Genomic DNA, 24,576 nt, shown 5'->3' with positions numbered 1-24,576 from the left:
TGCTGTAATACAAGAATGAAGATCGGAAAGTGTCGAAGCACATACGCGAGCTGCAAAGGTAGACGCATTAAACTCATGCTCTGCGTATAGAATGAGTGAACAGTGCATGACCTGCTTATGAATCTCAGTTGGCGCTTTATCTGTCAGCATTTTTAGAAAGTAACCGCCAATACAGGTTTCGGATTGATCGTCTGTATCTATACGCACACCATCATGGCTAAAGCGGTACCAATAACAAATGATGGCGGGAAATAGAGCGAGCATTCTTTCTGTCGCGTCTAGCTGCTCTTCAAAGCTCATCTCTTGCTCTAGATTACCCAGTACCGAGCAACCCGTTCGCATCACATCCATTGGATGCGCGGAGGCAGGAATAAGCTCTAAGGCTTGCTTAAGTTCACTCGGTAGACCTCGCAAACTAATCAGACGCGTTTTATATTCATCTAGCTCTTTTTGATTGGGTAAGTGACCACGTAACAGCAAGTGGGCAACTTCTTCAAATTGAGCATTGTTTGCCAAGTCAGTAATATCGTAACCACGATATGTTAGACCTGTCCCCGTTTTACCGACAGTACACAAAGCTGTGCTACCAGCGCTTTGGCCGCGAAGACCTGCGCCACCTAACTCTTCATTCTTTTTCGATGATAGAGGCATTTTGAACTCCTTTTCTGTTTGATATTGCTCTCTAAGTGGAGCGTTATTTACCAAACAATTTCACGTTATTGGATTAATTCCGAATCGGTTTCCTTGGGCTTCCGTTTGATCCTATTTTCCTTCTGAAAACAGCTGATCAAGCTTGTCTTCATAATCATGATATTTGAGGTGCGCATAGAGCTCTTTACGAGTTTGCATCGAATCCGTCAGTGCTTCTTGGTTACCCACTTCTAGCAGATGCTTGTACACCATCTCTGCTGCTTTGTTCATTGCACGGAACGCACTGAGTGGATACAACACCATATCAACTTTGGATTTTGCCAGCTCTTCACAGCCGTACAGTGGCGTCTGACCAAACTCGGTAATGTTCGCCAGTATCGGAACATGCTTACCAGTAGCACTCTCTAGAGCTTCAGAGAACTGAACATACTGCTCTAGTTTGTTCATTGCTTCTGGGAAAATCATGTCAGCACCTGCTTCAACGCAAGCAATTGCGCGTTCGATAGCACTATCGATCCCTTCAACAGCCAGAGCATCCGTACGAGCCATCACCACAAAGTTGTCATCGTTACGCGCATCCACTGCGGCCTTAACGCGATCGACCATCTCTTGTTGGCTAACAATGGCTTTATTTGGGCGATGACCACAACGTTTCTGCGCTACCTGATCTTCCATGTGTACCGCGCCCGCACCCGCTTTCTCCATTGCCTTGATGGTTCGCGCGATATTAAATGCACCGCCAAACCCCGTATCGATATCAACCAGCAGTGGTAAGTCACACGCATTGGTGATTCGCTCGACATCGACTAAAACATCATTAAGTGTGGTAATCCCCAAGTCGGGTAAGCCATAAGAGGCATTAGCGATACCGCCACCTGATAAGTAAATAGCTTGGTGTCCCAGATTTTTTGCCATCATGGCGCAGTATGGATTAATGGTCCCTACTATTTGCAGTGGATCGTTTTGCTCAACGGCAAGTCTAAATTTCGCTCCTTGAGATAAACTCATTGCTCTTTCCTCTAGTCCGTTTTTGGGCTTTAGTCCCTAGGGTCTGTTGACCTTTTGCGCTGATTTTTGCAGCGGTTTGTGGGTTCTTTCTGCAAGGCAGAGGCTTTGAATTGTAGTTGCTCTACCTGATAAGCCGATAACGCAGAAGAAAGGAGCCACAAACGCTGCCCGAAGGGTTCGGCTAAAAGCGTTTTACTCTTTGTTGAGAGGTGTTTCGCTTAGAATGACTAGGCAGCAAACCTCTCGCCGCGATTAAAGCGCTTTTATCTCGAACAAAATTTAACCTCAAAAGATCAACAGACCCTAATGATTTGTTGTTCGATTAATGTTCGGCTACCCGAGATATGGCGCCTCATCAGCATCTCAGCTAACTCTTCGTCTCTATTCTTGATAGCTTGTAAGATATATTTATGCTCATCGAGTGCTTCAACGGGTCGCGACTGAGCTCTAGGTGATTGATATCGATACATTCTCAACAGGTGATAAAGCTCATCACACAGCAATGAAATAAGCTTACTGTTGCGGCTGGCGAGAATAATGCGATAGTGAAAGTCGAAATCACCGTGCTGATGGAAATACGAAGCACCCTCGACTTCATCAATATGATTTGAATGTGTCGACAATACTGCTTCTAATCCTACAATCTCTTCTGCAGTGATATGCCTAGCTGCAAGTCGAGCAGCCATACCTTCTAGCGCCTCTCTAACTGCGTATAGCTCTATTAGCTTTTCAGGTGAGAAAGTAATCACTCTTGCACCGACATGAGGAATACGCTCGATTAGGCCTAACCCTTCAACTCGCATTATCGCTTCACGCAGAGGCCCCCGACTTACCTGATACTTCTTAGCTAGCTCTGGCTCAGATATCTTGCTGCCTGGGGCAATTTCTCCACTAACAATAGCCTCTACCAATGATTCGGTTAAGCTCTCTGATTTGGTGTTTTCTTTTTCAGAAACGCCTTCTTTTAGTCGAGTTTTAAGTTCAATATTCATCTTTAATACACTCGCTGCCTGACACCAAACTGTCTACAATTTCATCTTCTAAGATTAAAATAGACCATAACATTGTCGACAATCAAGCAAATTGTCGACAATTTAGACCAAGGTAGTAGTCCAGATTAGTAAATAAAAGATGTAACATTGGTTGAGTCACAGTTGCTATGTGATGCAGAGCAAGATTATTGCAATCTCGACAATGACTTAGTTGCTGTATGAGATTAGTATCTTAGATACAGAAAGGAATCTTGTTAATTAAGAGGCTTATGCACTCTCCAACTACTAAATCGATTCTGGCAGGATTGATTGCAGCCAATATCTCTGGATGCTCACTGTTCTTTGCGGATGAGCGAGAGCCCTACTATCCGTTGCTGAGAGACAGTACTTACTCAGATGAAGAGCTTGCGGTGATCGAAACCGATAATGTTCTAAAATCAGCGGTTAGACACAACGACTTTGTGCTCGTTGAGGATGAAACTCGGGTCAACCAATCTGTCGACAAAGTTTTTGCTGAAGCGATAAACAACCATGCTGTTTCTGTGGAAGACCTAAAAGGTTCACAATTCCATAAAGGGTTAGAACAGATAATCAAACAGTTCACTTGCGAACTATACGCCAGTCAGCAACCACAAGACTCAATCCAGCTATGCCCACAATCGAATCAGATTGTCGACAATGGACTAGATTACCTGCCTTTTGAGCAAGGTTTACGTACAGCTCAACGTCTAAGTACGATAAAACAAAACGAAAGTGATACGTTGCAGCTCGAGATGTTTCTTAAAAGCACCCACGAACGTCCGTTAGAATCTCTTTGGGGCGCAGTGCATGAACTCGGTCACTTTAAGGGCAGCCAGTTGCCACCTGAAAGCTTAGTGCTAACCGTTAATTTAAAAGCGTATAAAAAAGACAACAAAGCACACACTTGGAGATATATGCATCCTGAGCCGCTTATCTTCTTCGTTGTTCTTCCTTCTGTTGATCACCTCGTCAGTCGCCCTAACGAAATCGAAAGTATGGATTTCGCCTACCGGAGTGCCAAGCTACTGGTTGTAGATAGCAGGTAAAATCCAATCTCTCACTTTGCGATAAACATTGGCTAGTAGCTATTCTGGCTGGTTCCCAGTGTGTACAAAATCGCCCATCAAACACTAAGTTATTGTTTATGTTGAATATGTGATTGTATATCGATTACATATGTAACTGACAGTTTTAATAAATGAAACTAATTTGATATACGTTCATATTTTATAAACCCATTTGAATTTAACATTTTTTTAACCTTGCATTTCAGCAACTATGGCTTCGCTTATCTAATACAAGGAGTCACAAATGCAAGTAAGCGTCACAACAACAAAAACTATGCTCGCTACCATTATTAGCTCAACGCTACTATCTGGGTGTTACTGGGATGATCCAGAAAAGGCAGCGAAGTACGTCAGTAGTAAAATTGATCGCGAAGAGGTCGTGGAACACTTAGAAGAGCTTGAAGCGAGGGCATCGAAAACAACTGATGGAGCGTCCGTTACTCGAGCGGCTGGTACCAAAGGCTATGCACAGTCTCTCAACTATATTGTTGATACCATGCGTGCCCATAACTACGATGTGGCAATACAAGAGTTTGATTTTCGTGCATGGGAAGAGCTTGCGGGTACAACCCTCAATGTAAATGGAACCGATCTAATCGGTGTGCGCAATGCCAGTGAAGGCGTAGAGCCAGACTTTGCCGCTATGTCATACTCTGGTAACTCAAACGGCTTACTTTCCGCAGATGCCGTTTTCATTACTCCTGATTTTAGATTCGATGCGCCTGATTATGACAGTACTGACGGCTGTGAGTCTTCCGACTTCGCTGGCAAAAATGTGACGGACAAAATTGCTGTCATCCAACGTGGCGGATGTAGTTTCAATACCAAAGTTGTCAACGCTCAAAACGCTGGAGCTAAAGGTGTTATTGTCTTTAACCAAGGTAACGCTGAAGGCCGTACAGCGGTCGTAAATGGTACATTAGGTAGCGATAGTACGGCCACTATTCCGGCTCTCGGTGCTCGTTACGCACTTGGTAAGCAATGGTATGAGTTGAGCCAAACCGCTGCAGTGCCTATCGCATTGAATATTAACGTCCAAGATGAAGAGGTACTCACCCAAAACATCATTGCTGAGACCAAAGGCGGTAATGCTAATGAGGTTGTCATGCTTGGCGCACACTTGGACTCAGTTCCAGAAGGCCCTGGAATCAATGACAACGGTTCAGGTACGGCAGGTCTGCTCGAATATGCGGTAACCCTTGCGAATTTGAAAGCACCGGTTAAGAATAAAGTACGTTTTGCTTGGTGGGCAGCTGAAGAAGCAGGTCTAGTCGGCTCTGAGTACTACACCAACGAGCTCTTCGCACCACTGCGTAATCAAGCTCAACAGGAAATCCTAAAAGAACTAGGCTTGGAAGACCCTAGCCAGTTAACACCTGAACAGCTAGATCTCGTCGATGCTCGCTACTATGAGTTAAACAAAGTTAAGCTCTACCTAAACTTCGATATGATTGGCTCGCCTAACTACATCTTTGGCGTTATGGACGGAGACTTATCAGATACGAAAGACAGCCCAGATAACGCTTACACGGGTGATTTCCAACCGCCATATGGCACATCACATATCGAGTCTGTTTTTAACAAGTTCTTTACTGAAAAATCAGAGTCGACCGTTCCACAAGCTTTATCTAAACGTTCAGATTATGCTGGTTTTGCTGATTGGGGCATCGCTTTTGGCGGCTTGTTTACTGGTGCAGAAAAAGTGAAGTCCGCGCAGGAAGTCGAAAAGTTTGGTGGCGAAATTGATGTCGCTTATGATAAATGCTACCACCAAGCCTGTGATGACCTAAACAACGTAAGCCAAGAAGCACTGTACGTCAACACTCAATCGCTTGCTTACGTCACTACTTTCTATGCCTTTAGTGACCCTGTGTTCCCAGAACAACAACCGCAAGCACAACAAGTACTTCGCTCTTTAAGCACCGAACCGGCTCCGAGTAACAAGCTCCGCGTGGGCCAGAAACTAAAAGCTGCAGATAGCGTTTCTGATCATGACCATTTCCATGGTGATTTCGATCAAGATCGTGAGTAACTGTTCTAGTTGTCCATAAAACCAAAGCCGCGCGTGAACAATGCGCGGCTTTTTATAAGACTTTCGCCCATTTTCACGTTAAACGTTCAAAAAACACTCAAATCACCTCTTACCACTCTAATCTGGATTATAAATCTCAGTTAATTTGATTTATTTACTAATGAATACCTGCTACTTTTTAATGAACTATTAACAGACATCACAACCCATTGTTTCGAATAGATTTACCCGAAGCATGATCGTCAGTTTTAAAGGAAGTGTTATGGCTGAAAAATATTCGGCATCGGCGAGCCCTATTTCTGCAAAGGATTATAAAGGGCAGGAGCACAAAATCAGTGAGTTTTCTGTGTCTCAAACTCTCTCTGAATCTTTTTCAGTTTCCGCCACCCTTGTCTCTAGTAATTTCGATGCCCAAAGCCAGTTAGGCCAGCTTCTCACAATTAACCGATACTCAAACACTTCAGGTAGCTCGACATTAACTCGCTCCTTTAACGGTATAATTACGCGTATTGAGAGCTTAGGAATGGACAGCAATCTTCAATACGTTTTGTACCAGGTCACTTTGAAGCCATGGTTAGAACTTCTTAAACACACTCACGCTTTCCGGGTCTACCAAAACCAATCAACCAAGGATATTGTTAGCGATATTTTCGATAATGCGGGTTTCAAGGGCTGCTACAAAATAGCCAAAATGCCGACCACCAAACGCGAGTACTGTCTGCAGTATAACGAGTCTGATTTTGATTTTGTCACGAGGCTGCTTGCAGAAGAAGGGGTTCATTACTATTTCACCCATTCAGATAAAGAGCACACTCTCGTACTGCAAGATGCTCAATCGCCTTTCGACAAAGCTGACAACGCAAAATTCGATATGGTGGAAACGCCAACAGGCTCTTTACCACTACTCGAGTCTTGGTCACCTGCAGTCGCATTTCATGGTTCGAGCATGGAGCTCACTGCCTACGACTACAGCCAAACGAAATTGGTAACAAGTAAAGCGCAAAAAAGCAGTAATTCCATAGCAAACAATACCAAGCTGACTAATGTTCATTATCCGCCGCTGGGTGTCTCGGGAGATAAAACCGATCTGGCCAGTAATCTTGCCAAGCGCCGTGTAGAACATCTGGCTCAAGACTATCAAACTATTGTCGCAACTGCGAAACATGACTTGTTCGATATAGCGACTTGGTTTTCACTCTCTAGCCATCTTGATAAGTCGCAACTATCGGATTATTCAATAATTTCAATAAAGACACATTATTCTGAAGAGGTGGTTTGCGACACTGAAATCAAGGCGGTGCCTAAAACAACCTCTCACTACCCAACCCCAGTCGACAAGCAAAGAGTTCACGGATTGCAAAGCGCAACAGTCGCGGGGTCGACTGCTGGCGAAATAAACCAAGATGACCAAGGGCGAGTCAGGATCCAGTTTCATTGGGACACCGAAGCCAGTGGAGATAAAACCAGTTGCTATGTCCGTGTTGCGCAAATGATGGCAGGGAGCGGCTATGGTGCTCAGTTTGTCCCTCGAGTTGGTCAAGAAGTTCTTGTCGCTTTCATTGATGGTGATCCTGACCAACCTATCATTACGGGCAGTGTCTACAACAGTAAAAATGCGCCTCCTTACAAGGAAGCTAACTCAACGAAAAGTGGCATAAAAACCAAGCTCACTGGGCAATCCAATGAGCTCTATTTTGATGACAAAAAAGACAATGAGCTTATTTACCTGCACGCGGCAAAAGACATTACGCAAGAGATCGAGAATAACCATACAGAAACTGTCAAAGGTGAATTAACACAAAAAGTCACCAAACAAATGGCCATCTCCACTGAAGATAATTACAGCCTGACTGTCACCAAAGCGATGTCTGAGAAAGCGAAATCGATCACTATCGAAGCCGATGACAGCATCGACATCAAAGTGGGTTCGAGCAAAATTTCAATATCTTCTTCCTCGATATCCATTGAAGCAACCAATATTGATATAAAAGCCAGCAGCGGCTTAAACCTTCAAGGCACTAACGTCACGAGTAAAGCCACCTCAGCGAACAAAGTATCTGGTACAACAACGGCTTTAGAAGCGACAAGTTCAAATTCAATTAAGGGCTTGAGCGTAGCAATAAAAGCAGACACAACGCTTTCCGCTGAAGGTTCATTAAGTGCGGAATTTAAATCCGGACTTAAAGCAACGTTTAATGGCGGTGTTATGGGTGAAGTAAAAGGCGCTATCGTTAAGGTAAATTAATGACTTACAAAAAAATTCCTTATCAAACTTGTGGGCAAATCCTGCCTCGATTTACTGCTTCAGACGAAGCGAAAGAGTTACTTAACGAAGAGTTGTCCGTAGAACAGACCATTCAATTGCTTCAAGACAACGCACTTAACAATGACCTTGTGCAGTTTCTCGCCCATGCTCTACCCGTCCGTGAAGCGATTTGGTGGGCAAGTCTCTGTATACAGCTTCGTAATGACGTTTGGAACGCAACTCAAGCACAATGTATTCAAACGGCACAACAGTGGGTACAAGCTCCAGCAGAAGACCTTCGACGCAAAGCAGAACTACTGTCTAACAGACTCGAATTAAACTGCGGACCTTCATGGTTAGCACAAGCAATATTTTGGAATGGTTCTGGCAGCATAGTGGCCCCAGATCTTCCTGCAGTTCTTCCAGACCCTTTCCTCTATGCTAAAGCTGTAGCTGGCTCAATTAACCATGCTGCTGCTCTGCCCAATTGGGAAGGCTCAGAAGAGTACTATAGTCAATCTGTAAACTATGCGCTGGATATCGCTGCCGGCGGCAATGGAGGAAACGCATGACATTAGCAGCCCGTTTAACAGACATGCATGTGTGCCCGATGCAAACACCCGCAGTGCCCCCTATTCCTCATGTAGGTGGGCCAATTACGGGCCCCGGAGTACCCACTGTGCTCATAGGTAGCATGCCAGCCGCCACACTCGGTGACATGTGCGTATGTGTGGGGCCACCAGATTCCATTATTAAAGGCAGCGCTACTGTTCTTATTATGAACAAACCCGCCGCCCGAATGGGAGATACAACTGCACATGGTGGCACAATCGTTCTAGGTATGCCGACCGTCATGATCGGTGGTTAAAAAACCACCTCGCGAACAAGGGTTTAATAAAAAATGAGCGTGCTCCGTCCAATTTTCTAGATGTATGTCACCTTTTTGCGTAAATAATAAATTTGGACGAGCCTTTTTTAAAAATAAGCCTAGACTATCATTTGTGAGCAATGACTAATAAATTACTATTCTAACAATTGCTTACGTTAACCAAATTACAATAATTACGTAACGGAAAATGCATGGTAGATATTGCGCACTTGTTGGCTCCCATTTCAGAAGAATCCCCTACTGGTAACTACCTTAAACTTGATCGCTCGATCTATCGCGCGTTACGTAACAGCTATAATGCCGCGCAGTCCTCGTTCCGACAGCTTATCGAAACACCTGACGCTTCTAGCGATGAGGCCTTGCTAGACGCCAATGATTCTAATTGGACTCAACTGCGCAACAGCACGTTTGAAGCACTCACCCAATCAACAAAAGATCTTGAGTTACTTGGTTGGTATATCTCAAGCCAATTGTTCACCGCGCAGCCATATCAGAACCTAGCCGACTCAACTAAAGTACTAAAAGGCTTCATCGAAGAGTTCTGGGGCAATCTGCACCCCACTCTGCCGGACAACAAAATTAAGAGTGACGATGAGCAAGGTAGGCTAAAAGAGATCGCAGATTTCCGTATCAAGCCATTATTGCAATTGGTCGGTGAAAGCAACGACTCAACAGCACTGTTTATGCCATTACAGCTTATCGGTTTGATTGATGACATTACATTCGGCGACTACCTGCGAGCAGAACGCGCAGGTGAGCTTGAAGACCTTAAGAAGAAAGCCCAACAGCTGCACAATAGTGACGTTGAACAGACGGTGCTTTTGCTCTCTGAAGCTTATCAAAACTTTACTGCAGCGGAACTCGCTATTGCCAAAGAGTGCCAACAAGTCGGTGTGACCCCAATTAGCTTCCGTTTCGCCAAAGCAAATATCGCCGATTCGATTAACGCGATTCGCTTTCTAAACGGAGATAAATTCGCTTTCTGGCCACTAGATAGTGATTACCTCCCTCGTAGCGAAGAGGTCATAGCGCCAAAGCAAGAAGAAAGCGTACCCCAGAGCACTCCAGCACCTGAAGCTAATGTGCCGGCGGCAGCAACTGAACCAAGTAACGTTACACCACAAGCTGTAGCCCAATTGCAACCTGAAGCCGCGGTTACACAGATACAAGTGAGTGCCGGCCAGATAGCGAGCCGAGATCAGGCTTTTCATGAGCTTAGAAGGATTTCTGAGTTCTTTAAACAAACTGAACCGCATAGCCCAATTTCGTTCTTGTTAGAGAGAGCGATACGCTGGGGTTACATGAGCCTGCCTGAACTAATGCAAGAAATGACGGGTGGTAATAGCGGCGTAATGCAACAAATTAATCAATTAACGGGGATGGATAACTTAAATCAGCTTGATCTGAGTGATAAAACGATATCAACGTCCTCTATCGTTAATCCAACCGCAGTTGCTTCAAATGGCGCAACTGCACCAACTAATCAGACTTCTCCTGTAGAAATACCAACTCAGGAAAAGACCGATACTAATCAATCATCACAAACTGAAGCAAGCTCCACTGAGTCATCAGGTAATCTGAATGATTTCGAGTGGTAACCAAATGCTGATCAGCAAAGGAGAATAAAATGGCTTCTATTTTCATGAGAATCGACGGTACAAAACCTAAAGGCGCTGCAACAGTAGAAAAGATTGGTGGTAAAGATGGCTTCTTCGCTATCGACACTATCACTTGGAATGCTGTACGTGGTGTAGGCATTGATGTCGGTAACGCTAACAACGCAGACCAAGGTATGGTTGCACTAGGTGAAGTAAACGTGACACGTGGATGTGACGGTGCGACTCCTCACCTAACAACATTCCTATACGCACCAGGTGGTGAAGGTAAAACTGTTGAGATCGTAATGACTAAGCCTAACCGTGAAGGTTCTGGTGCTGATCCATACCTAATCCTAACGCTTAAAGCTGCTCGTATGTCTAGCTACAACATGGCTGCATCAGACGGCACGCTACCAAACGAATCATTCAGCCTAACGTACACTGAAATTTCTAAAGCGTACTACATCGAGGGTGAAGGCGGTAAGATCGAGAAAGGCCCTGAAGTTGGCTTCGATGCAACTACAGCTAAAGTGACTTCGACTGCGGCGTAATTGAATAAGGAGATCCATTGTGGCACTTAATTCCCAACACAAACGCGTAAGTAAGAACCGCGTAAGTATTACTTACGATGTGGAAACTAATGGCGCTGTAGAAACCAAAGAACTCCCATTTGTTGTTGGGGTAATTGGTGACTACTCGGGTCATAAGCAAGATAAAGAAGATGTTGAAGAGCGCACGTTTTATAACGTCGACAAAGACAACTTCGACAATGTCATGAAGCGTGTCGGCCCAGAGCTGAGCCTAAAAGTTGACAACGTACTGGCTGACGATGACAGCCAGTTCGAAGCCAACCTACAGTTTAACTCAATGAAAGACTTCGAACCGGAAGCTATTGTTGAGCAAGTTGAACCACTGAAAAAACTTGTAGAGACTCGTAACCAACTTAAGGTTCTGCTTTCAAAAGCTGACCGCTCTCGTGACCTAGAAAAGCTACTTAAAGAAGTTCTTCAAAGCGCTGATACCATTAATGCGCTGTCTGAAGAATTAGGTATCAATAAAGAAGGAGCTGAATAATGAGCACAGAAGCTGAAAATCAAGCCCAACCGGAAGCTGCAGAAGGTGCTCTTAGTTTTCTAGACAGAGCGATTGAAGCAACGACTCAGACTCCGGCTGATACTACCAAAGAACTTTTCTCTGTCCTTGCTGAGCAGGCGCTATCTGGCACTGTGACTTGGGACAAGAACTTAACTAAGACCATTGAAAACGCAATTTCTGAGATCGATAAGAAGCTTTCACAGCAGCTATCTCAGGTAATGCAGCAAAATGAATTCCAGAAGCTCGAAGGCTCTTGGCGTGGTCTGCAAAAACTTGTCAAAGAGAGTGAGCTAGGCCGCGATCTTAAAATCAAGATGGTCGACTTTAGTCAAGAAGAGCTACTAGAGCAATTCGAAGACGCACCTGCAATTGATCGTAGCCCGCTATTTAACGCAGTTTACCAAGGTGAGTTTGGTACTGCTGGTGGTGAACCATACGGCACCTTTATCGGTGACTATGAGTTCAGCGCTAAAGATGAAGATGTTGCCCTACTTCGCTACATGGGTGAAGTTGCTGCTGCATGTCACGCACCGTTTGTTGCTGCTGCAAATGCACAAATGTTTGAATTCAACGACTTCACTACATTTGACGAAGGCAAGCCTGTAGCGGCAGGTTTCGACTCTCCAGCTTATGCAGCTTGGAACTCGTTCCGTGAAAGTGATGATGCCCGCTACGTGACACTCACGCTTCCTCGCACTATGGCTCGTCTGCCATACGGCGCTAAAGGTCTAAGCACTAACTTATTTGATTACGAAGAGTTAGGTACGGATATGGATGGTAATCCAAATCCTGCAAACAACGATGAGCTAGTGTGGTCTAATGCAGCTTATGATTTAGGTCTTAAAATGACTCAAGCTTACACCGCGTCAGGCTGGTGTACCGCGATTCGTGGTCTAGACAATGGTGGTAAAGTAGAAAACCTACCTAACTTAACCTACAAAACGGAAGCGGGTGACCTAGTACAGCAATGTCCTACTGAGGTTAACTTGACGGATGAGCGTGAAAAAGAGCTTAGCGACCTAGGCTTCCTACCACTGGTTCATTACAAGAACTCAAATTACGGTGTGTTTATTGGTGGTCAAACGACTCAAAAACCAAAAACTTTCACTGATCCAGATGCAACAGCAAACGCTGCAATCTCTGCTCGTCTGCCTTACATCATGGCAAGTGGCCGTATCGCTCACTACTTGAAGGTAATGGGCCGTGACAAACTAGGCTCAAACCTAGAGGCTCCAGACATCCAACGTGAACTTCAACTTTGGATCGACCAATACACCAACGCTGGTGCAATTGGCAATGAGCAACGTGCGAAAACACCACTAGCTGAATCACGTATTGAGGTTGTAGAACAACCAGGCCGCCCAGGTTCTTACTCTGCGGTAGCGCATCTACGCCCATGGCTACAACTTGAAGAACTGACAACCTCGGTTCGAATGGTAGCTAAGATTCCAGGCTAAACCAGAAATCAGGCCGGACTTGTCCGGCCTATTCTTTCTCTATTCTCAGGACATGATGAATTTGAACATCGATTCAGAATGGCAACGGAATTTTGCCGGATTAGACACCACAGACAACGACTTTTTGAAAGAGTCGCTATCTCTGCTGTCTGAGATTGCTCCGGAAGCACTCACAAGTAAAGGTCGTTTAACTGTGTATCTCGCTCAGTTGATCACCGAGCTAGACAACGGCATTTCAAAACAGCTTGATGAGATACTGCACCACAAAGACTTTGAGACCCTTCACGGCAGTTGGCTCGGACTGGAAGGCTTAGCCAAGCTGCCCGTCAACAAGCAACGTACAAAACTAAAACTGCTTGATATGGATTGGTCCGAGATTTCAAACGACGTCAACCAAGCCTATACCATCAAAGGGTCTGAACTTTACAACAAAATTGGCAACAAAGAACTCAACACTCTAGGTGGTCACCCATTTGGTAGCATTGTTTTTACTCACAAAATCTCACTTGATATGGATTTTGATGCGGACTATGACGACTTATTCACCTTGGAGCTATTAGGTAAACTAGGTGAAGTTACCTTATGCCCTATGCTGTTTTCTCCCGATGAACAATTCTTTGTACAGCCAACTGCAGACTGGTTATCCGATACTAACCGGATTGAAAAAATCCTTGCAGGTAGCGACTACAAACCTTGGCAAGAACTACGACAAAAAGCTTCATCAAAGTTTGTTGGACTGGTCATGCCATCCATCCGTATGCGTAACAGTTATAAGAATGCCAAAGTTGGATTTATCTACAACGAGGCAGGCCAAGGTCTGTGGGGTAATGCTGCATTTGCTTTCGCTGCAACCATCATGAGAGAACATCATCGAGTAAATTGGTTTGGGTTTTTGAAATCTCGCTGGAACGATAAAGCTCAGGGTGCACTGGTTAACTTAGAGCATCACGACTGCCAGTTTTTATCTCGTCCTGAAACGGATGTCGTTTTGTTTGGTCAAATTTCGACCTTCTATGCGCAAAATGGATTTATTCCGTTGACGAAGAGTGCCTTGAGCGAAAAGTTTTACTTCAATGGCAACAATTCGATTTGGCAAAGTAGCTCTCAAACCGATAACGAAAAAGTGCTCACACAAATTCAAACCAGCCTGATGTCTTGTCGTATCGCTCATTACTTAAAAGTACAAGTGAGAGAAATGATAGGTAGCTTCAATACCGCATCAGAGTGTGAGCTTTTCTTAACGCATTGGATTGAAAAATTCTCAAGCAACGTCTCATTTGCCAACGAAGAAACATTGTCCAAATACCCGCTAAGCTTCGCCAAGATAAGCGTTACAGAATCTCCGCACCACAAAGGAAGCTTTTCTTGTACTTTACGTATTGTTCCCCAATACCAGTATGATCATTTCACTGGCGAAGTCGTCCTGACAACTGAACTGGATGAGGTGGCGTAATGAGTTTCTGGAAAACCTTTGTTCAGCCACACGAAAACTCTGGTCCGAATGACGACATTGAGGACATCAAGTATAACCTAACGAAACTTCTTGAATCGGAAGCATCTCTACTCGAGATAGATGATCGCTTTGTTGAACTGCAGCGTTCTAATTTTCGTTTTGGTATTGAGGACGTGCAGTTACTTAGCGCTAGTCTAGACCAAGCTCAACTCGCGCTTCGTTTAGAAAGCTACATCAAACACTTCGAGCCAAGATTAACCAACGTCATGGTTGAACTTGGTGAACGCAAAGAAAATGAAAACGCCATCGCGTTTAACATCGTTGCAAAGGCCAAAACCACTCAAGGAGAAACCGAGTTGGTATTTGACTCAAAAATTTCGCTGAATGATTTAAGAACATTAATGACGGAGGACAGTTATGAGTGATCCGTTATTAAGATATTTCGAACAGGAGCTGACTCTTGTTCGACGCGCTTTAGGACAATTTGGACACCAGCATCCTAGTCATGCTGAACGTTTAAACATACATCAAGGCCAAATCGAGGATCCAAGCCTTGCTCGGCTGCTTGATGGCGTGGCTTTACTCAATGCCACAGTCGAAAAAAAACTATCAGACCAATTGCCAGAAGTGGTTGAAGGTTTGCTTGGTGTTTTGTACCCAAGCTACATACAAACCGTTCCGAGCATTGCTTATCTCCAACTTGATGAAGAGGCAGATCTGGCCGAGTCAGTGATACTGCCTAAGGGTTCTCAGTTCTCAGCCGTAGCGCAAGGTCAAAGCTGCACCTTTACTACTATCGATGAACTAAAAACCACCTCATTTAAGTTGATGGATACCACTGCCTCTAGTGCCCCTTTCAAGTTCAATCGTCCAGTTGGTACAGAGCAAACAACGGCAGTAATACAGCTCAGCTTTTCGACGGGTGATCCAGATGTATTTTTCTCGTCGTTAGATTGTGAAGACCTAGACATTTTTGTCCAAGGTTTTGAAAACAATGCAGATTCACTGGTCGAACTATTGCTTGCTGAGACTCAAGCTATCTCTATCTCTGATGCAGACTGCGAAAAACATGCGGTACTAGAACCCGAGCGTTTAAAAAGTAGAATTAGCGATACGAACTTCCAGTTTTTACCCCAAAAAGGCAATCAGTTTGCAGGTTATCAACTGATCAGTGAATTCTTTTTCTTTAAAGAGAAACGTCAGTTCTTCCGTCTTAAAGAGTTCGGTCAAGCAATCAAGCAATTTGATACATCAGATATTGTTCTGAACCTGTTTATGCATAGCTTACCGACTGAGTTTATGCGCTTATTCGATAACCAAGTGTTTAAGCTAAATATTGTACCTGCGGTTAACTTGTTCGAACAAACCGGTGAGCCTACAACCTATGATCAGCGTAGTTTAAGTATTCCAGTCAATGCTGACGCACACAGCGATGGTGATATTGAGATCGTTGAAGTCACCGAGGTGTATGAAATCACCTCGATGGGAGAAAAAACGCTCACACCTCTGTTTAAAGACAGCTATCGCTCGGATCCAAAAGCTGATCATTGGCAATGCACTCGCGGTAGCGACAATGAATTCAGACTCGCAATCAGCCTAAATAATCAACAAGACCTGGAGTTCAATAAACTGTACGGTACTCGGCTTCTTTGTACTAACGGGAAACGAGCTTGTGCTGTTCAAGGGGATTTCGAGTGTCTAGAGAGCATCGATTTGCCGGGTGAGTTTAGCCCTATTTATCCACCCTCAGCGCCTATTTCACGAGAGCAAGACCCACATTTGCACTGGCAGTTTATCGCCCTGCTGAATGCTAACTTTGTCTCCCTGCTTCATGCAGAACATCCTGAAGAAGCGTTAAAGAGAATGCTGCGTTTATGTAGTCGCAGTCAAATTTCTGCAGACGAAATCCAGACGATTCGTAACGTCAATATCCGTTCACAAGTGTCTGCACTAAGAATTCTTGGCAAAAACGTTTTCTCACCAGGAACAGAAATAGAGATTACATTGGATACTACCAGTGGTTTTCTAGTTTTCAGCGACGTTCTTAATCGCTTTTTCCAGCAGTTTTGTAGTTTTGATCGTTACATCCAACTGTCGATAAAGGTTTATGGCCGCGATGGTTACGTTAAACGCTACCCAAAGATTCACGGTAGCCAGAGCGCTTTATAGAGTTGGGTGGAAATCATGAAAGTAGTCAATGACCTAACCAATAACACTGAAAAATACGATTTCGCTCAAGCGATGCGTTTACTGTCGCACTTTATCTCTGAATCAGATCAGCGGATTCGCTTGGTACTAAAAGCCGAAGCAATGCCAACCGGTGATGCAAGTGAAATCCAGTATTTTTCTTTAAAGAACAATAACGCTAAGCTGAGACTTGCTAAGCAAGCGTTATCGGGCGTTAAAGGTGTAATCCCTTACTACATTTATGAAGAACTTTTGGCAGCTCTGCATGACGACGACCATGCTTTAAAAGACTTTCTCGATGTATTCAATCAGAGGTATTTTGAACTTGTCGCTCAGCTGGAGACCTCTCCTTGGTTAGTGGTTCAAAATGAGCTGCATCCTGAAAAGTCGCGTCTACTTAACCACATAGCTGCACTTAACGACGAACACGGTAACTTTTTCCAATACTCATTCTTACTGGGACAAAATAGCCGTAACTTAAGCAGCTTGGAACAAATGCTGAATGACTATTTCCCGTATGAGGTTGAAGTCTCAGCGAAGCACCAAGAGCGCCGTCAACTTCCATTAGACTCACTCACCAAACTCGGCGTTAATCGCAATTACAACAGCCGTGTTGGACAAGGGTTTCTAATCGGAAAAACCTGTTTGACTCATTTTAATCATTTGGTTGTATCGATAAAACCAGCCAATGAACAAGACCTTTTAGATATTCAAAATGATCGAATGCTTGCAAGTAGTATGCGTGAACTCATTCAGCATTACCTTCGCGATAATACTCCAGTTTCGATTTATCTTAAGGTTAAACGCGAATACCTTTCGCGACCTACACTTTCCAGCAACATCAACCGTGCAGCAAAACTGGGAGAGGTTGATTGCCTCGCTCCAGAAAGAAAGCCGCACAAAATGATAAGTATCTTGCTCAAATAATGGAAAAACACTCCGTAGCTTCGTTGTTTTGATGCTTCGAAATACAAGGAAAACCGTATGACACAAGTAACACTAACAAATTTAGTCGCCAAGCTTTCACCTGAGCTGAAACAGGCTCTTGAAGTCTCTGCTGGCGCAGCCATGAACCAAGGCGTTCCTTCCATCGAGATTGAGCATTGGTTACTGCAATTAATTTCTCAGCAAGATGCTAACTTGAGTAACTTGATGCAATCTCAGAAATTGTCTCAAGACGCAATTGTTAATGAACTTTCGACCAAGATCGCTCGACTTCCAAAAGGAAGTGAAGGGCAACCTACTCTAAGTCATGGCTTAACCGAACTTATTAAAGACGCATGGATGATCGCGTCAGTAAACTTCGGCCACGGCGAAGTGATCAGCTTGCATTTGATACAGGCGTTGCTGCAACAAAACGTATTGGGACTAAACACGCTTCAACTAGAAAGTTTGCAATCCGTATCACTAGAGTCATTACAAGGGTTGATTAACAAAACCGCTGTTGCTCGTAGCAAAACTTCGGCAGCCGAAGGTGGTGCACCAGCAGGCCAACCGTCAGCAAACGATGCCCTAAGTAAGTATACGATTAACCTAACTCAGCAAGCGATTGACGGCAATATTGACCCAATATCTGGCCGAAATGCCGAAGTTCGCAAGGCCATCGATATTCTTTGTAGAAAGCGTCAAAACAACCCGATCATGGTCGGTGAACCGGGCGTAGGTAAGACAGCCGTTGTCGAAGGGCTAGCACTTCGAATTGCAGCGGATGAAGTCCCAGGAGCACTTCAGGGTGTGCAAATCCATTCACTGGATTTGGGATTACTTCAAGCCGGAGCAAGCGTTAAAGGTGAGTTTGAAAACCGACTTAAAGACGTCATCAACGAAGTGAAAAACAGTGAAGTACCCATCATCGTATTCATTGATGAGGCTCATACTCTCATCGGTGCAGGAGGTGCTGCTGGTCAGAATGACGCGGCAAACTTACTTAAACCAGCTTTAGCGCGCGGCGAATTCAAAACAATCGCTGCAACGACTTGGGCTGAGTACAAGAAGTACTTTGAAAAAGACCCTGCCCTTACTCGTCGTTTCCAAGTGGTTTCTATCGAAGAGCCTAATGCAGAAGATGCAAAACAGATGCTGCGCGGCGTAGCAGCTTCACTACAAAAACACCACGGTGCTTTCATCGCTGAAACCGCCATTGATGCAGCGGTCAACCTGTCTATTCGTTACCTGCCTAGTCGTCAGTTACCAGACAAAGCGATCAGCCTGCTCGATACGGCCAGTGCACGTATTGCCCTGACTCAAGGCGCTAAACCTGAAGTTATCGAATCTTTAGAGCAAACGATCCGTTATCAAAAGAACGAAAAAGCGGCTCTGGAAAAAGAGAATGCGCTTTTCGGTATTGCTGAAGATGAGATTAAAGAGATAACAGGCGAAATTGAAACCAATGAATCAAAACTTGAAGCCCTGAACATTCGTTGGAAACAAGAAGTTGAATTGGTTGATCAAATCAAGGCTTTGCAAGATGAGATTAGCAACGCAGAAGGTGAAGAGAAAGGCGATCTTACCAAGCAGACGGCTCTCAATGACACGCTAGACAAACTTCACGAATTGCAAGGTGAATTGCCTCTCGTAAATGCAATGGTCGATGACAATACGATTGCCCAAATCATTGCTAACTGGACAGGTATTCCAGTAGGCAACATGATGAGTGATGAGATTGCTCGATTGCTTTCGCTTGAGGAAGAGCTAGATAAGCGTGTTATCGGCCAAAATGTGGCAAAACAAGAGCTTGCTAAAGCTATTCGTATCTCTCGTGCAGGGCTCACAGACAGTCGCAAACCAATTGGCGTATTCCTCATGTGTGGTCCAAGTGGCGTTGGTAAGACAGAAACAGCCATGGCACTTGCGGAGCAACTGTACGGAGGAAGCAATGACCTAACCGTGATCAACATGACCGAATTTAAAGAAGAACATAAGATCTCTATGCTTTTGGGGTCTCCTGCTGGTTATGTTGGTTTTGGTGAAGGTGGCGTGTTGACTGAAGCAATTCGACGCAACCCTTATTCTGTTCTTCTCCTTGATGAAATGGAAAAAGCACACCCAGGTGTTCACGATTTGTTCTATCAAATCTTTGATAAAGGCCATATCAAAGACAGTGAAGGACGCACGGTCGATTTCAAAAACACCATTATCATTATGACTTCCAACGCAGCAGACCAAGCGATTTGTGATGCGTGTGAAGATCGTGAAGAACGTATGACCAATGAAGAGCTTCTAGAAAGCATTCGCCCTGACTTACAACATTACTTTAAGCCAGCATTCTTGGGCCGTACCACGATCGTGCCTTATTACCCACTTAACGATGAAGAGCTATCGAAGATTACCGAAATTTCTCTTAATCGAATTAAGAAAAAATTGGCTGAACAGTATCAAGCGAGCTTCACTTGGGATAAGGGTTTTGTCGACTTTGTTGTTAACAAAAATACGGACCCAACAACAGGTGGTCGCGCCGTTGAACAGATCATCAACCGTTCTCTGATGCCAAAGTTGGCGGAAGAATGTATCAGCCGCCTGAGCCAACAACAGCCTATTTCTCAAGTTTCGGTTGTTGCAGCATCAAACCCAGCGGGTTTTGAGCTAACCATTAAGTAACAAGTAGCCAAGGAAAGCAGTAAGTATGAGCAGTAACCATGTCACTTCACGTCGTACGTTTTTCTCGTTAAGAGTCAAACTCGTGTTAGCGATTTTCGCAGTCTTACTGTTTTCCAATGGCTTAAACAGCACATTAAACTATCTAAATTTTGAGAAACGACTAACCCAAACCAGTGATTCGACTTATCAAGTCGTCTTAAACGAAACCGATCACGATATTAAGCAGGCTATAAGTTTAGGCCTGCCACTTTCTTCTATTTCAAACATCCAATCTCTTTTAGAGAGACGCCTATCGCTTGTTGACGGAATTAGCCGAATGCAAGTCGTCAACAATAAAGGGGATGTCCTCTACTCTGCTGGTGAAGCCACTGAGAACGAACGACTTATCGCGTCTGACATCACCAATACTTTTGATGTTAAAGAAGGTGCTCTTCAGCTTTACTACTCCAGCGGCTATTTAGACAGCATTAAGCAGACGCTTCTTATGCAACAACTGTTTGACACCTTAATGTGGGTGTTAATTGCATGTTTTATTGGCTACTTTGCCTTATACACTGGCTTAGACTTTTTGTTAAAGAAGCTGAAAGGTATTTCTGAAACCCTTGAACAGCCAGGGCTTACGGATAAAGAGCTTATTGAAAATGCCAATCAACGCTTTTTCGCTAAAAAGGGAAAAAATGGTTGGCAACGCGTTCGAGATAAATATTTCCCACTACTCATTATTGCATTGGCTATCGTTTTGACTATTGCTTCAAATGTGGGGAGTTCTTATCAGGCACTCGATAAGTTTTCGACTACTTACGAAACACAGTTAGAACAAAAATCCATCGTCATTGGTGACACACTCAGCAGTATGATCCAAAGGCTGCTCAAACAAGGTGTGCCCCTAGATAGACTCTACGGCCTCGAAGACGAGTTTTCTGAGTATCTTAATCAGCATAAGGAACTGCTCTCTATTGAGCTTCAACAGGCTGAAACGTCTTTGTATCAATACCCGAATAACTTTACGGGTAACGACCATTCATCTTCAGTAAATCTGGAAATCGACCCAGATTCACAAACATCGATCAAGATGACCACCGACATGAACATTATCCCTCAGTTAATCGAAGATAGCTTAATGGATATGTTAACGGTGCTTATCGCTTCAGCCCTAGTGGTTATCGAAATTATACTTTTTGTCTGTAATTTCATGATCATAAAACCTTGGCACCAGATCAAGCAATTACTAACAGACTCAAAAATTGGCGCATCATTGTGGCTCGCGCGAATTTCTGCCAAAGATGAGCTTGGGCGTGTGACTCATAGCATCAACTCGATTATCCAAAGACAACATTCAAACAAAGAGCTTAAGGTTAAAAATCTTCAAGACTATCGCTTTATTCGACTGCCACTGTTTATGTTGGTTTTTGCAGAGGCGGCTTCATTGGCATTTTTCCCAAACTTTGTAGCCAGCTTATCTCGCTCGCAAGATTGGATACCTGAAAGCTTAGTCACCAGCTTACCTATCTCTCTGTTTATGTTCTGTTGGGCAATTTCCCTACCCTTCGCTGGCTATTGGTCAGATAAAGTAGGCCGTCGCAAGTCTTTAATAGTCGGAGGCTTAATCACGAGTACAGGCCTCGCTCTTACTGCTATCTGTCAAACACTCGAGCTTCTACTTATTGCGAGAGCTTATACGGCAGTTGGTTATGGTATCGTCTTCATTTCTGCCCAAGGGTATATCACTGATACTACGACGACAAAAAACCGAACTAAAGGTATGTCTACCTTCTTATCGTCGTTTTTCTCTGGTTCTCTGTGTGGCGCGGCAATCGGTGGTATCTTAGCGGACAAGCTTGGCTATAGCGTTACCTTTATGCTCGCATCTGTCTTAGCCTTGGTTAGCGTTTTATTTGTTATGAGCTTTTTCAGCCGCGGCAGCTCAAACGCTCAAAGTAAGCCAGTTCGGCTCAATGACTTTAAAGTCTTACTCAGCAACAAATACTTCTCACTGATTACTTTTTTCAGTGCGATACCGGCCAAGGTCGTTCTCACAGGCTTCCTTTATTACATCTGCCCAGTTTATTTGCAGTATTTAGGCGAAAGCAGTGCAGTATCGGGTCGTGTCATGATGAGTTACGGCATCGCGATTATTGTCATTTCACCATTGAGTGCTTTCCTCGTAGATCGTTGGGATAACAAGATTAAGTTCATCGTATTTGGTGGACTACTCTCAGCATTAGCCTTAGTCAACATCGTCTTCCTGCCAGGTACGATGGGGTTATTAATGATCGTTATTCTAATTGGTATTGCACACGGCATCAGTGTCTCACCACAAATTCCATTGGTCATGGACTTACTCGCCAACGAGGGGATCGATAAAGGAAAAACAATCGGTATTTTCCGACTAACCGAGCGCATCGGAAATATTGCAGGACCAATGCTAGCGGGCTTATGCCTCAGCCTATTTGGTTTCCAAGACACCATCATACTGTTTGGCATCACGCTGTTTATCAGCTCGACGGTGTTGGTGGGTTTCTACGCATTCTTCACTAAAAAAGATAGACAACTAGAGGTAGCAAAATGAGAGTTTTAATCTTAGTTTTGATCACCTTGGTCACGCAGTTCTCAGTACCAACGTTGGCATTCGCAGCAGAGAAAAAGCATGTTGTCATGATCTTATGGCGAGGTGTTACTGACGCTGAAAAAGGCTTTATGGAATATCTATCAAGTAAAATGCCTGTAAGTTACACCTTACTTGACGCTAAAAGAGACAGGGAAACGTTATCTAATTATATTAATAACATAGACTCATACGACGCAGACCTTGTGTACACGTTTGGTACCACAACGACGCTCTCGCTCTTAGGCACCGAAGACAAACCAACGTCATTTAGACAACACAGCAACACCCCTGTGGTCTTTAGTATCGTGACAGATCCCGTTGGCTCAAAGATCATCTCTGACGACGGCTCCATGCATCGTAACTTTACTGGTGTGAGCCATATTGTGCCCCATCAGGTTCAGTTTAATGCGATTCAAAAGTTACCCAATATTTCGACAATGGGCATCGTATTCAACCCGTTAGAAAACAACGCAGTGATAACCGCACGCAAGATACAAATGCTATCTGCGAAGTTCGGGATGGATGTTTATTTGTACCCTCTGCGCACTAAAGATGGTAAACCAGACTTAAGCTCACTATCAAAAGTGATCGATACTATGCTGGAAGATAAGGTCCAACTTGCTTATTTACCGCCCGACTCATACATCATCAGCCAAGGAAAAGGCATCGTAGATAGCCTTCACGCCCAAGGAATAGCTACTTTTTCAGCAACTGAATCCCCTATTCGCAATCATAACGCGCTATTTGGTATAGTTAGCCGTTATTATAACGTTGGTGAATTTGCTGGACACAAAGCAGAACAAATCTTGAGCAACAAACGTAAAGCCCAAGACTTGCCTATTGAGCCACTTAGCCAGTATTCATACATCGTCAATGTGGGTGCCGCGCGCACTTTGGATTATTATCCCCCTGTTTCAATTTTAAAGATTTCCGAGTTAATTGGAGGAAATGAATGGTCAGAATGATGCCATGTTTTACTTTCTGCCTAATGATTATGATGGGACTGCTTAGCAGTGCCCATGCTTTCGCACAAACTAGCATTGGACCAGCTCGATTACTGTTAACCACCCAAGAGTGGGCGCCTTACCAAGAGTACAAGCACGGACAAATGCAAGGCATAGCACTGGATAAAGTAAAATGCATCCTTGGAAAAATGGGCCAACCATACCAACTAACAATGACCAGTTGGTCTGACGCGCAGCTACGCGTACACAGTGGTGCTCAGCATGGCTTTTTTATTGCAACTCAGACTGACGAACGCGACGAGTACGCCACACTTTCAGCACCTATCGCAGAACAGAAGCTCATGTGGTATTTCGGCCCAGGTGTCGAGCCTAAAATTGATGAATTGTCAAAGCTCAACCTTAAGTTCTCAGCTAAATTTGGGTCGAATAAGTGGTTTTGGCTAAAACGTAACGGCTATAACGTAGTCAAACAGCCTAGAGATGCTAAAGTATTACTAAAGCTTTTAAAACAAAGGGAAATTGACATTGCTTTAGAAGATGATTTGGTCTTCAAAAGTGAGTTAGATGAGGCAGGTTTACCGAGCGATTTTTTCCAGTATCAAGTTCTCGAGACTAAACCGATGGGCGTCTATTTTTCGAATCGTTTCCTAACTAAGTATTCTGGTTTCTTATCTGCATTCAATGCAGCCGTATCTAAATGTGAGAGGTAAC

Annotated in this window: 20 protein-coding genes; 17 read left to right on the top strand and 3 right to left on the bottom strand. The window is 44.1% G+C overall.

The genetic code is table 11. From position 1 onward, the window contains the following. The 3 genes from AC6R16_RS13215 to AC6R16_RS13205 all read right to left on the bottom strand — a co-directional run. Positions 1-651: citrate/2-methylcitrate synthase (locus AC6R16_RS13215; protein ID WP_500674652.1), on the bottom strand; the 651-nt coding region annotated here is incomplete at its 3' end. 111 nt (positions 652-762) lie between these two features. Next, positions 763-1,659 (bottom strand): methylisocitrate lyase, encoded by an 897-nt coding sequence (gene prpB, locus AC6R16_RS13210; protein ID WP_054962462.1) that lies wholly within the window; start codon positions 1,657-1,659, stop codon positions 763-765. 293 nt (positions 1,660-1,952) lie between these two features. Continuing rightward, complete coding sequence (locus AC6R16_RS13205) at positions 1,953-2,651, bottom strand: GntR family transcriptional regulator (protein ID WP_004742859.1); 699 nt, start codon at positions 2,649-2,651, stop codon at positions 1,953-1,955. A 269-nt stretch (positions 2,652-2,920) separates the two neighbouring features. Between AC6R16_RS13205 and AC6R16_RS13200 the strand changes: the two genes are divergently transcribed. The 17 genes from AC6R16_RS13200 to AC6R16_RS13120 all read left to right on the top strand — a co-directional run bounded on the left by AC6R16_RS13200 (position 2,921) and on the right by AC6R16_RS13120 (position 24,575). Further along, a complete protein-coding gene (locus tag AC6R16_RS13200) occupies positions 2,921-3,718 on the top strand; it encodes a hypothetical protein (protein WP_500674651.1) in 798 nt (265 codons plus the stop codon). 265 nt (positions 3,719-3,983) lie between these two features. Then, positions 3,984-5,771: a M28 family metallopeptidase gene (locus tag AC6R16_RS13195; protein WP_500674650.1), complete on the top strand. Its 1,788-nt coding sequence runs from the start codon at positions 3,984-3,986 to the stop codon at positions 5,769-5,771. Between the two features lie 262 nt (positions 5,772-6,033). Next, the gene (locus tag AC6R16_RS13190; protein ID WP_500674649.1) at positions 6,034-8,016 is read left to right on the top strand and encodes a type VI secretion system Vgr family protein; all 1,983 of its coding nucleotides are present in this window, start codon (positions 6,034-6,036) and stop codon (positions 8,014-8,016) included. Then, positions 8,016-8,588, top strand: coding sequence for a DUF6931 family protein (locus tag AC6R16_RS13185; protein ID WP_500674648.1), 573 nt, complete (start codon positions 8,016-8,018; stop codon positions 8,586-8,588). The genes AC6R16_RS13190 and AC6R16_RS13185 overlap by 1 nt, the downstream gene beginning before the upstream one ends. After that, positions 8,585-8,884 (top strand): PAAR domain-containing protein, encoded by a 300-nt coding sequence (locus AC6R16_RS13180; protein ID WP_004742854.1) that lies wholly within the window; start codon positions 8,585-8,587, stop codon positions 8,882-8,884. The genes AC6R16_RS13185 and AC6R16_RS13180 overlap by 4 nt, the downstream gene beginning before the upstream one ends. 212 nt (positions 8,885-9,096) lie before the next feature. After that, positions 9,097-10,503, top strand: a complete 1,407-nt coding sequence (locus AC6R16_RS13175) for a type VI secretion system protein TssA (RefSeq protein ID WP_500674647.1) — start codon at positions 9,097-9,099, stop codon at positions 10,501-10,503. A 29-nt stretch (positions 10,504-10,532) separates the two neighbouring features. Beyond that, positions 10,533-11,054, top strand: a complete 522-nt coding sequence (locus AC6R16_RS13170) for an Hcp family type VI secretion system effector (RefSeq protein WP_069666239.1) — start codon at positions 10,533-10,535, stop codon at positions 11,052-11,054. Between the two features lie 19 nt (positions 11,055-11,073). Beyond that, positions 11,074-11,577, top strand: coding sequence for a type VI secretion system contractile sheath small subunit (tssB, locus tag AC6R16_RS13165; RefSeq protein WP_004748702.1), 504 nt, complete (start codon positions 11,074-11,076; stop codon positions 11,575-11,577). Then, positions 11,577-13,055 (top strand): type VI secretion system contractile sheath large subunit, encoded by a 1,479-nt coding sequence (gene tssC / locus AC6R16_RS13160; RefSeq protein ID WP_500639091.1) that lies wholly within the window; start codon positions 11,577-11,579, stop codon positions 13,053-13,055. The genes tssB and tssC overlap by 1 nt, the downstream gene beginning before the upstream one ends. Before the next feature lie 55 nt (positions 13,056-13,110). After that, complete coding sequence (locus AC6R16_RS13155) at positions 13,111-14,508, top strand: type VI secretion system contractile sheath domain-containing protein (RefSeq protein WP_500639092.1); 1,398 nt, start codon at positions 13,111-13,113, stop codon at positions 14,506-14,508. Beyond that, the gene (tssE, locus tag AC6R16_RS13150; RefSeq protein WP_494505033.1) at positions 14,508-14,933 is read left to right on the top strand and encodes a type VI secretion system baseplate subunit TssE; all 426 of its coding nucleotides are present in this window, start codon (positions 14,508-14,510) and stop codon (positions 14,931-14,933) included. Before AC6R16_RS13155 ends, tssE begins: the two co-directional genes overlap by 1 nt. After that, positions 14,926-16,677 carry a type VI secretion system baseplate subunit TssF gene (gene tssF, locus AC6R16_RS13145; RefSeq protein WP_500674646.1) on the top strand — a complete coding sequence of 584 codons (1,752 nt, stop codon included), beginning with the start codon at positions 14,926-14,928 and terminating at the stop codon, positions 16,675-16,677. The genes tssE and tssF overlap by 8 nt, the downstream gene beginning before the upstream one ends. A gap of 15 nt (positions 16,678-16,692) precedes the next feature. Continuing rightward, on the top strand, positions 16,693-17,622 hold the full coding sequence (locus AC6R16_RS13140; RefSeq protein ID WP_494505035.1) for a type VI secretion system baseplate subunit TssG: 930 nt from the start codon (positions 16,693-16,695) through the stop codon (positions 17,620-17,622). A gap of 57 nt (positions 17,623-17,679) precedes the next feature. Further along, complete coding sequence (gene tssH / locus AC6R16_RS13135) at positions 17,680-20,292, top strand: type VI secretion system ATPase TssH (RefSeq protein WP_500674645.1); 2,613 nt, start codon at positions 17,680-17,682, stop codon at positions 20,290-20,292. Between the two features lie 25 nt (positions 20,293-20,317). Further along, positions 20,318-22,861 (top strand): MFS transporter, encoded by a 2,544-nt coding sequence (locus tag AC6R16_RS13130; protein WP_500674644.1) that lies wholly within the window; start codon positions 20,318-20,320, stop codon positions 22,859-22,861. Further along, entirely contained in the window at positions 22,858-23,865 is a 1,008-nt protein-coding gene (locus AC6R16_RS13125) for an ABC transporter substrate binding protein (protein WP_500639095.1), read from the top strand. Before AC6R16_RS13130 ends, AC6R16_RS13125 begins: the two co-directional genes overlap by 4 nt. Then, on the top strand, positions 23,853-24,575 hold the full coding sequence (locus tag AC6R16_RS13120) for a transporter substrate-binding domain-containing protein (protein WP_500639096.1): 723 nt from the start codon (positions 23,853-23,855) through the stop codon (positions 24,573-24,575). The genes AC6R16_RS13125 and AC6R16_RS13120 overlap by 13 nt, the downstream gene beginning before the upstream one ends. Position 24,576: the final 1 nt, after the last annotated feature.

The sequence above is a fragment of the Vibrio sp. R10-SG3-ISO10 genome (genome assembly GCF_059834185.1).
This window is presented reverse-complemented; position numbering and strand designations above follow the sequence as displayed.

Bases quoted from the DNA above. Each gene is read 5' to 3' on its own strand.
- prpB (WP_054962462.1), bottom strand. From the start codon at position 1,659: ATGAGTTTATCTCAAGGAGCGAAATTTAGACTTGCCGTTGAGCAAAAC.
- AC6R16_RS13205 (WP_004742859.1), bottom strand. From the start codon at position 2,651: ATGAATATTGAACTTAAAACTCGACTAAAAGAAGGCGTTTCTGAAAAA.
- AC6R16_RS13200 (WP_500674651.1), top strand. From the start codon at position 2,921: ATGCACTCTCCAACTACTAAATCGATTCTGGCAGGATTGATTGCAGCC.
- AC6R16_RS13195 (WP_500674650.1), top strand. From the start codon at position 3,984: ATGCAAGTAAGCGTCACAACAACAAAAACTATGCTCGCTACCATTATT.
- AC6R16_RS13190 (WP_500674649.1), top strand. From the start codon at position 6,034: ATGGCTGAAAAATATTCGGCATCGGCGAGCCCTATTTCTGCAAAGGAT.
- AC6R16_RS13185 (WP_500674648.1), top strand. From the start codon at position 8,016: ATGACTTACAAAAAAATTCCTTATCAAACTTGTGGGCAAATCCTGCCT.
- AC6R16_RS13180 (WP_004742854.1), top strand. From the start codon at position 8,585: ATGACATTAGCAGCCCGTTTAACAGACATGCATGTGTGCCCGATGCAA.
- AC6R16_RS13175 (WP_500674647.1), top strand. From the start codon at position 9,097: ATGGTAGATATTGCGCACTTGTTGGCTCCCATTTCAGAAGAATCCCCT.
- AC6R16_RS13170 (WP_069666239.1), top strand. From the start codon at position 10,533: ATGGCTTCTATTTTCATGAGAATCGACGGTACAAAACCTAAAGGCGCT.
- tssC (WP_500639091.1), top strand. From the start codon at position 11,577: ATGAGCACAGAAGCTGAAAATCAAGCCCAACCGGAAGCTGCAGAAGGT.
- AC6R16_RS13155 (WP_500639092.1), top strand. From the start codon at position 13,111: ATGAATTTGAACATCGATTCAGAATGGCAACGGAATTTTGCCGGATTA.
- tssE (WP_494505033.1), top strand. From the start codon at position 14,508: ATGAGTTTCTGGAAAACCTTTGTTCAGCCACACGAAAACTCTGGTCCG.
- tssF (WP_500674646.1), top strand. From the start codon at position 14,926: ATGAGTGATCCGTTATTAAGATATTTCGAACAGGAGCTGACTCTTGTT.
- AC6R16_RS13140 (WP_494505035.1), top strand. From the start codon at position 16,693: ATGAAAGTAGTCAATGACCTAACCAATAACACTGAAAAATACGATTTC.
- tssH (WP_500674645.1), top strand. From the start codon at position 17,680: ATGACACAAGTAACACTAACAAATTTAGTCGCCAAGCTTTCACCTGAG.
- AC6R16_RS13130 (WP_500674644.1), top strand. From the start codon at position 20,318: ATGAGCAGTAACCATGTCACTTCACGTCGTACGTTTTTCTCGTTAAGA.
- AC6R16_RS13125 (WP_500639095.1), top strand. From the start codon at position 22,858: ATGAGAGTTTTAATCTTAGTTTTGATCACCTTGGTCACGCAGTTCTCA.
- AC6R16_RS13120 (WP_500639096.1), top strand. From the start codon at position 23,853: ATGGTCAGAATGATGCCATGTTTTACTTTCTGCCTAATGATTATGATG.